Below are 8,337 nucleotides of genomic sequence, written 5' to 3'. Positions count from 1 at the left end.
ATTGTGTGACTCGTTGGCCACTAAACCAGGAAACTGGGTATAAATGGCCGTTCCAAGTCACCACATGAGGACAACCTCGACTTGTGAATAACTCTTATTACCTTGGTGGTGAAATTCCATCCGCCTTGTTGTTGGGTTGACAGCATAGGCCACACTGGTGAGACTGAATATCAAACTGGTGAAGCTGGCCTAAAAGCGGGAAAATACCAGTTACCAAGAACGATACCGCAAGCAAAGGCTGACAAGTGGACGAACAGGAAGGTAATTAAACTCTCGTTACACGAAACCATTCCAAAGGTAACTATGGAATGTAGGACGAAAGTCAGGGGGTCAATGGATAATTTCATAATTTCGGAATTATCAGCAACCATACCGAACCCTCCGGGAGATTTTACCCCACTAAATTAGCCGTAATAAAAGGAATAAGGGAACGAGAAAACCTCTCTAAGACACCTCAGAATATAGGTCGATAACTTAGGAAGCCATTCAAGGTCAATCTACGCAATCGGACGTAGGTCTTAGGGAGAGTAGGATTGGATAATAAGCATTAATTTGCAGACGTATCCACTGTTAGACGTAATGTAAAGTAACAATTAGCTATGAATAAAGCTAAAACACTAAAAAGAAAACTAGGAAATCCTAGACCATTTTTAAGCGTGGCATGGGATACAGACGATATACCGAATCAAGTTAGTATCAATCCTAACCTTAAATGGAAAGATATTAATTGGAAGAAGGTAGAAAAATATGTATTTAAGTTGCAAAAGTTAATTTACAGAGCATCCAGCCGTGGCGAAATCCGCAAGATGCGTAAGTACCAAAAACTTCTGACCAAAAGTTACTACGCTAGGTTGCTAGCTGTTAGGCGCGTGACCCAGGATAACCAGGGGAAGAAAACTGCGGGTATAGATGGAATCAAAAATCTACCACCAATACAGAGATTTAACCTAGTTGACTTATTAAATACGCGATACCTCAAAGCAAGTCCAACCCGCAGAGTCTGGATACCAAAACCAGGAAGGGATGAGAAGCGACCGCTTGGAATCCCAACAATGTACGACCGTGCGTTACAAGCCTTGGTTAAGTTGGGTGTGGAACCAGAATGGGAGGCACACTTTGAACCTAACAGTTATGGTTTTAGGCCAGGACGGTCAACGCATGATGCCATCGTAGCCATACACACTAGCATCAATCATAAACCTAAATATGTGTTAGATGCCGATATATCTAAGTGTTTTGACCGAATTAACCACGATGCACTTCTAGGAAAGATAGGTCAATCTCCCTACAGACGACTAATTAAACAATGGTTAAAGTCTGGAGTGATGGACAACAATCAATTCCTAGAATCTGTGGAAGGTACACCACAGGGAGGGGTAATTTCACCCTTACTAGCAAACATCGCCCTGCACGGTATGGAGGAAAGACTAATGGAATTTGCCAAAACTATAGACCTTAAAAACAAAAAAGGTAATCAAAAAGGTTGGAAAAGTAAATGTCAAAGTCTTACCATAGTACGCTACGCTGATGATTTCGTTATCCTACATGAAGACATCAAAGTAGTCCTGCAAGCAAAAGCCGTAATACAGGAGTGGTTAAACCAGGTAGGATTAGAGCTAAAACCAGAAAAGACCAAAATTGTCCACACCTTAGAAGAATATGAAGGGAACAAACCTGGATTTGACTTTCTTAGCTTTACAGTCAGGCAATGGAAGGTAAAGTCAACCAAACAAGGATATAAGACTCTGATTAAACCCTCCTCCAAGAGTATAAAAACTCATTATCGAAAACTGGCGGATATATTTGATAAGAATAAAACCGCCCCGACTAAAGCTCTAATAGCTAAGTTAAATCCGGTAATAAGAGGATGGGCTAACTACTTCTCAACCGTCGCCAGTAAAGAGGTATTCAGCAAAATAGATAACCTCCTATGGGTAAGAATATGGAGATGGGCCAGTAGAAGGCATCCAAATAAGTCGGCTAAATGGGTAAAGAAAAAGTATTTCCCTCGCTGCAAAGAGACCAGAAATTGGTTACTTAACGACGGTGAGTATATACTAAACCGACACTCAGATATACCTATTATAAGGCACATCAAAGTTAAAGGTAATAAATCCCCTTATGACGGTGACTGGACTTATTGGGGTAGCAGAATCGGTAAACATCCAGGCGTAAGGAAAGAAGTCACAACGCTACTTAAGCGACAAAAAGGTAAATGCGCATCTTGTGGACTAACCTTTAGACCAACTGACCTAATTGAAGTTGACCATATAAAACCAAGGTCTAAAGGTGGTGACAACACATATAAGAACAAACAATTGTTGCACCGACATTGCCACGATACTAAAACTGCATCAGATAACAAGACATATCCACAATTTAAGCCACAGGACTTACCTGAAAGTTATTTATGGGTTGATGATATGTTGATACTGAAGTAGGGATGTACCCATGACAAGGGACGTTTAAGAGAGGAGCCGGATGAGGTGAAAGTCTCACGTCCGGTTCTGAAGACGAGTCGGTCAAGGTAACTTGCCTGGCTTAGTTTAACATCAATTATTTCTTCCTATTCCCTCTTTTGGAGGAGATGTTTAGTGTTTCATCAAATACGATCTCAAGAAAGTTTGACCAACAAGAGTAATGAAATTATTGACTATGCAGAAGAAATTGATTTGGATTATAGTTTAGAAGACTTACCTAAAATAATTGATTCGATGACTATAGCGTGGGACAGATTAAAAAATATTAGCACTTCTCTGGGTACTTTTTCTCGTGCAGATAAAGATTATCAAGTACCTTTTAATATCCATGAAGGTATTGATAGTACTCTGTTAATTCTCAAACATCGCCTCAAAGCAAATCAACATCGCCCTGGGATTGAAGTAATTACAAATTATGGAGATTTACCAAAAAATTATTGTTTTACCGGTCAGTTAAATCAGGTATTTATGAATATTATTGCCAATGCTATTGATGCGTTAGATGAATCAAATACAGGTTTAAGTTTTGCAGAAATTGAGGTTAATCCTAACCGAATTAAAATTACAACTTCAATGGAAAATCAAGGAGTTAAAATTTCTCTTGCTGATAATGGTCAGGGGATGAATCAAGAAGTTAAAGCCAAGATTTTTGACCACTTATTTACAACTAAAGATGTGGGAAAAGGGACGGGTTTAGGATTAGCGATCGCCCATCAAATTATCGAACATAAACATGGAGGAAATCTTGGTAGTGCAGAGCGCAAAGTGTGGGATCAGTAATTATATCATTCCAGTCCCAAGGGGCGATATAGCTGCCGCACTTGCTCCACCAACGCCAACCCCGAGCTTTGGGCAGCAGTATTGTGATGGCGATTATGAACCCAAATCCAATTCAAGTAGGCCATACGCCTGACACCACGCTCCGCGAACGCTAACCTAACTGTGATCTTTGTTTGTTCCCCTTCCTGACCAAATTTATTCTGGGGTGCGATGCCACGGACCTATCTGCTGTCTGACATTCCCTTGAGCGCTCTAGTTGTTGAGTCTGGTCTTTACCGATCATATGCTTGACTTCTGGGGGCCAAACTCGTTGAGACCCACCCCAATCATCAGTATGCCACTGTTGACAATTAATTTTCCCTTCTGTGTTGGCGATTAATTCTAGGGTGAACTGGTCACTGTGTTTTCCGACTAAGCGTGGCCAAAATCAATCCACGTTCTGGATGGTTGAGTCATCCCCATCTCACAATCCCCTTGTGTCAATTCATTGATCTGAGAGTTTTTTTGTGTCTTGAGTACGTCTTACATTCTGGGGAGACCCCAGAATTACCCACTCGCTTTTTTTGGACGAATGACCAAAACTCGCCACTGCTGATTTGTGGGGTATTGATATTCTCGACATCAGCTAGATCAATCATTTACTTATCTTTCTATGATACCCGAGTTTGATGATGGCCACATAGAGGACATTCCATGATCATAGAAAGTGTTTGAGGACAATGATTATATTACCATTCCCACACTTTCGCACAGGCACTACCGAAATCTTTATGTGACTTCAACTCCTCGAGAAGGAACAGAATTTACAATTGTCCTTCCTCTTCAGTCAACAATTTCCTGAAACTGATAAAAAAGTCTTTATTCTAAATAATACAACCTAAAAACATGAAAGAATAACTGAAACTGAGTCGAAATCTTATATCAAATCCGTTGGCTACGGTTCCCGAGAAATCGGAGTAATATAATTTCTTCGATCTTCATACAATGGGTAAGGGCGAATGGCCATTTGCTAACGCCAAGCTGCCGCTAACGCCCCTACAATAGACATCTGGTAAAAATCAAAAATTAAATCAATTCTTATCCATAAATTATCAATTACTCCCCTCCTGGGAGGGGGAGGGGCGAGGGGTGGGTTCCCTGTTCCCTGTTTCCTGTTCCCTATTTTCTGGAGATGTCTAATATAGACTCTGATCTTTAAAATACTGAATAACATCGATGCTACCGGATTTGATGTTACTAGCACAATTCTATCAAACTTTATTTTAATACTAAATTTTAACACTAATTGAGAAAACAATGGCAGGAAATATTGCAGAATCTTGGAACTCACATAGAAACAAACATCGGTGGAGAACGACAATTGTTTTGCTCTGCTTGCTGTTGGCAGGGTATATGGGTAATTACTTCAAAATTCCCATAATTCTTCATATCGACTGGCTGTTTGGTAGTATTTTTACCATGCTGGTCGTCAGACTGTACGGGTTCGGTTGGGGCACGATCGCTGCCGCGATTTCCAGTTCCTATACAATTTTGTTGTGGCACCACCCCTCTGCCTTTATTCTCTACACCCTGGAAGCGATTTTTGTCGGTTGGGGACTGCGACGGCGCAGCAGCAACTTATTACTCCTTGATGTTTTTTATTGGGGAATTATCGGATTTCCACTTCTGTGGTTCCTCTATATCGTTGTCGCTAAAATTCCCCCTGAAAGTGTTTTATTCATTTCCTTCAAAAATCCACTCAACCAAATTTGCAATGCCTTAATTGCCAGTATGATTCTAACTCACACACCCATTGCTCAATGGTTTAGCATCAAGAATAAAACTCATGCCTTTGAGCAGACCCTCCTTAATTTGCTAGTAGCTTTTGTCTTACTCCCAGCAATGGTACTGACCATGTGGAACTGTCAGGATGCTACCTCTGTTCAAGAGAACAACGTTTTAGTTCGCCTAGAAGAAACCAGACAAAATGTCAGTACCGATATACAGAACTGGCATCAACAAAACCTGGAGAAGTTGGAAGCACTCGCATCCAATATTCAAGATAGCGTTCCGCTGTGGAATCGCTCAAACCGTTCCCAGAACCAGGAAACAATTCAAATTGCTCAACAAACCGTTCCCGATTTCCGCAATCTTTATATTACAAACACATATGGGCAGATTCTCAATTCAACCACTGTCGAAAACGCTAATCAAAATGTTACTCAACTAAACAGTTTACCACTTCAGGGTTTGTTAACAGCAAAACAGCCAATGCTCTCTGAGATGATAATGATATCCGATTCGCCAACGATCTTTCAGAGTATACCCATTTGGCAAGATGACAACCTAGTGGGTCAATTTGTTGCAGAAATTGATGTAAATAACCTGAAAAAAAGATGGCTATCCAGTCAGTCTACATCAACTCGGCTAGTGAGTTTACTAGATATACGAGACCGGGTCATTACTACCACTCGCGAAGATCTGAAAGTAGGGCAACCCTTTGATCGAGACCGGAATGGTGAAATTTATTGGATCGATCAAAATAGCTACCTTTGGGTACCGAATATTCCCAACACTGCTAAAGCCGTGCTTTGGAGAAAGTCATTTTACGTGCACAAGAGTGCTATTGACGGCGAGCTTCCATGGATAGTGGCGATCGAAACACCGACTGCTTACTATTTGGTAAAACTTGAGGGATTTTACACCAAAAGCTTCGCTATTCTGATGGCGATCGCTATCCTAGCACCTCTTTTAGCAAAACCCATTAGCAGTAGTCTAGTTAAACCCTTACTGCAACTTGCCAATCTCACCAGCAATTTACCCGATAAACTCACAGAACATCAATCGCTACAAATTCCAGCCAGTTCAATTACTGAAATTGAAACCCTGTCTAGTAACTTTCAATGTATGACAAGTGTTCTGCAAGATAAATTTCAGGAAATTCAGCAAGCCAGTTTGGAACTTCAGCAAGCAAAAGAAACTGCTGACAGGGCCAACCAAGCCAAAAGCGAATTCCTCGCTAACATGAGTCACGAGTTACGCACTCCACTTAATGGTATTCTTGGCTATGCCCAAATCTTAAAACGCAGCGAACCTCTCACCCAAAAAGGGCAAAACGGCATTGATATTATTTACCAATCCGGTTCTCACTTGATGAACCTAATCAACGATATATTGGACCTCGCCAAAATCGAAGCCCGAAAATTAGAACTGCATCCCACAGCCATCCATCTGCCTTCCTTCCTGCAAAGTGTTGTTGAAATCATCCGCATTCGTGGCGAACAAAAAGGGATTACCTTTAATTTCCAGGTTAGCTCTCAATTGCCTACGGGTATTTGCGCGGATGAAAAACGTTTGCGTCAGGTTTTGATCAACCTTCTGGGCAATGCCATTAAATTTACCGAACGCGGTAGCGTGACTTTTAAGGTTGAATCCATTGGGGCAAAAATTCGCTTTCAGGTAGAAGATACTGGGGTGGGGATGACTCCAGAACAAACCGAAAAAATCTTTTTGCCCTTTGAGCAAGTTGGCGATCATAAAAAGCAAGCAGAAGGCACGGGACTCGGACTAACTATTACCCGTCAAATTGCTGCGTTGATGCAAAGTGAAATCCAGGTTCAAAGTATTTTAGGTGAAGGCAGCACCTTCTGTTGGGAAGTTGAACTGCCTGAAGCAGAAGATTGGGCAGACACTTTGAGAGTCATGCAACAAGGCGTAATTCAGGGTTACAAAGGTGAGAAACGCAAAATATTGGTTGTTGATGACCGTTGGGAAAATCGTTCCGTATTAATTAATATTCTAGAACCCATCGGCTTTGAAATGATCGAAGCTAACAATGGAAAAGAGGGTATCGAACAGGTACTAAAAACATCGCCGGATTTAGTTATTACTGACTTATCTATGCCTATAATGAATGGGTTTGAGTTTTTACATAAGTTGCGTTCAGGAACTGACTCCGAAGGAGTATGCCATCCCCAACTACAAAACAAAATTGTTCTGGTCTCTTCCGCCAGTATTTTTGATATTGATCGCCACAAAAGTCTAGATGCTGGGGGAAATGATTTCTTACCAAAACCAGTGCAAGCTAAAACTTTACTAGAACTGCTGCAAAAACATCTACAATTAGATTGGATTTATGACGCAAATAACACTGAAAAACAGAATATAGAGGTTGTTGCCGATGAAATCCAGCCACCTGAAACAGAAATCTTGCAGCAAATCTGGGAATTAGCCCAAGATGGAGAAGTTGATGGCATCATAGAAATCGCTGAACAACTTCAGGATAACAATACTGCTGCCTTTACCCAAGAATTGATCCGCCTTGCAGAAGCTTGCGAAATCAAACAAATGCGAGCATTTATTCAAAACTACCTCGTTTAATAAGGAGCAGAAACCCATGCCAGATCCAACCCAACCATTTATTTTGATTGTGGATGACAAACCCACTAACTTATCTGTGTTGTCAAAAGCCTTAAAAGCTGCGGGCTATAAAGTCCGCATGGCAGTTGATGGTGAAGATGCTCTAGCCCAAGTACAACGCCATCACCCAGACATGATTCTGCTGGACATTGATATGCCGAAAATAGATGGTTTTGAAACCTGCATTCGTCTTCAGGCAAATCAAGCAACTAAAGGAATTCCAGTCATTTTTATGACAGCTATCGCTGATACCGAAGACAAAGTCAAAGGTTTGTCATTAGGTGCAGTCGATTACATCACCAAACCCTTTGAAGAAGCGGAAGTGTTAGCTCGCGTCAAAGTCCACTGGCGATTAAAGCGACTGACGGATACTTTAGAACAGCAGGTGAGTGAACGGACTCAGGCGCTGCAACAAGCTCAAGTGCAATTGGTACAACAGGAGAAACTCTCGGCGCTGGGGCAATTAGTGGCTGGGGTTGCCCATGAAATTAATAATCCAATTGGTTCCATGGTCGGTAATGTTAGTGTTGCACAAGATTACATCAACGATCTATTAGGTATCATCGATCTCTATCGCGAGAAATTTCCTCAACCCGGTGCAGAAATTGAAGAAGCACTGGAAGCAAGCGACTTAAACTATATGCTAGAAGATTTAACTAACTTTGGTAAATCTTCTAGA

4 protein-coding genes and 1 pseudogene are annotated in these 8,337 nt (G+C 41.2%); 4 read left to right on the top strand and 1 reads right to left on the bottom strand.

The features are described from left to right. Positions 1–599: 599 nt before the first annotated feature. A complete protein-coding gene (gene ltrA, locus F6K13_RS08305) occupies positions 600–2,441 on the top strand; it encodes a group II intron reverse transcriptase/maturase (protein WP_375339445.1) in 1,842 nt (613 codons plus the stop codon). A gap of 198 nt (positions 2,442–2,639) precedes the next feature. Continuing rightward, positions 2,640–3,260 (top strand): annotated as a pseudogene (locus F6K13_RS08300) (sensor histidine kinase); the annotation flags it as partial. Positions 3,261–4,269: 1,009 nt separating this feature from the next. On the opposite strand, the gene F6K13_RS08295 reads toward F6K13_RS08300, so the two are convergent. Then, complete coding sequence (locus tag F6K13_RS08295) at positions 4,270–4,503, bottom strand: hypothetical protein (RefSeq protein WP_124145599.1); 234 nt, start codon at positions 4,501–4,503, stop codon at positions 4,270–4,272. 53 nt (positions 4,504–4,556) lie between these two features. Between F6K13_RS08295 and F6K13_RS08290 the strand changes: the two genes are divergently transcribed. Together F6K13_RS08290 and F6K13_RS08285 are read left to right on the top strand one after the other, a co-directional pair. Beyond that, positions 4,557–7,619 carry a hybrid sensor histidine kinase/response regulator gene (locus tag F6K13_RS08290; RefSeq protein WP_124155657.1) on the top strand — a complete coding sequence of 1,021 codons (3,063 nt, stop codon included), beginning with the start codon at positions 4,557–4,559 and terminating at the stop codon, positions 7,617–7,619. Positions 7,620–7,635: 16 nt separating this feature from the next. Next, the coding region (locus F6K13_RS08285) for a response regulator (RefSeq protein ID WP_287287189.1) at positions 7,636–8,337 on the top strand (702 nt) is incomplete at its 3' end.

This window comes from Okeania sp. SIO2B9 (assembly GCF_010672505.1).
Lineage (GTDB): Bacteria > Cyanobacteriota > Cyanobacteriia > Cyanobacteriales > Microcoleaceae > Okeania > Okeania hirsuta.
Note: the sequence above shows the minus strand (reverse complement) of the source record. Positions and strands in the feature narration are given on the sequence as shown.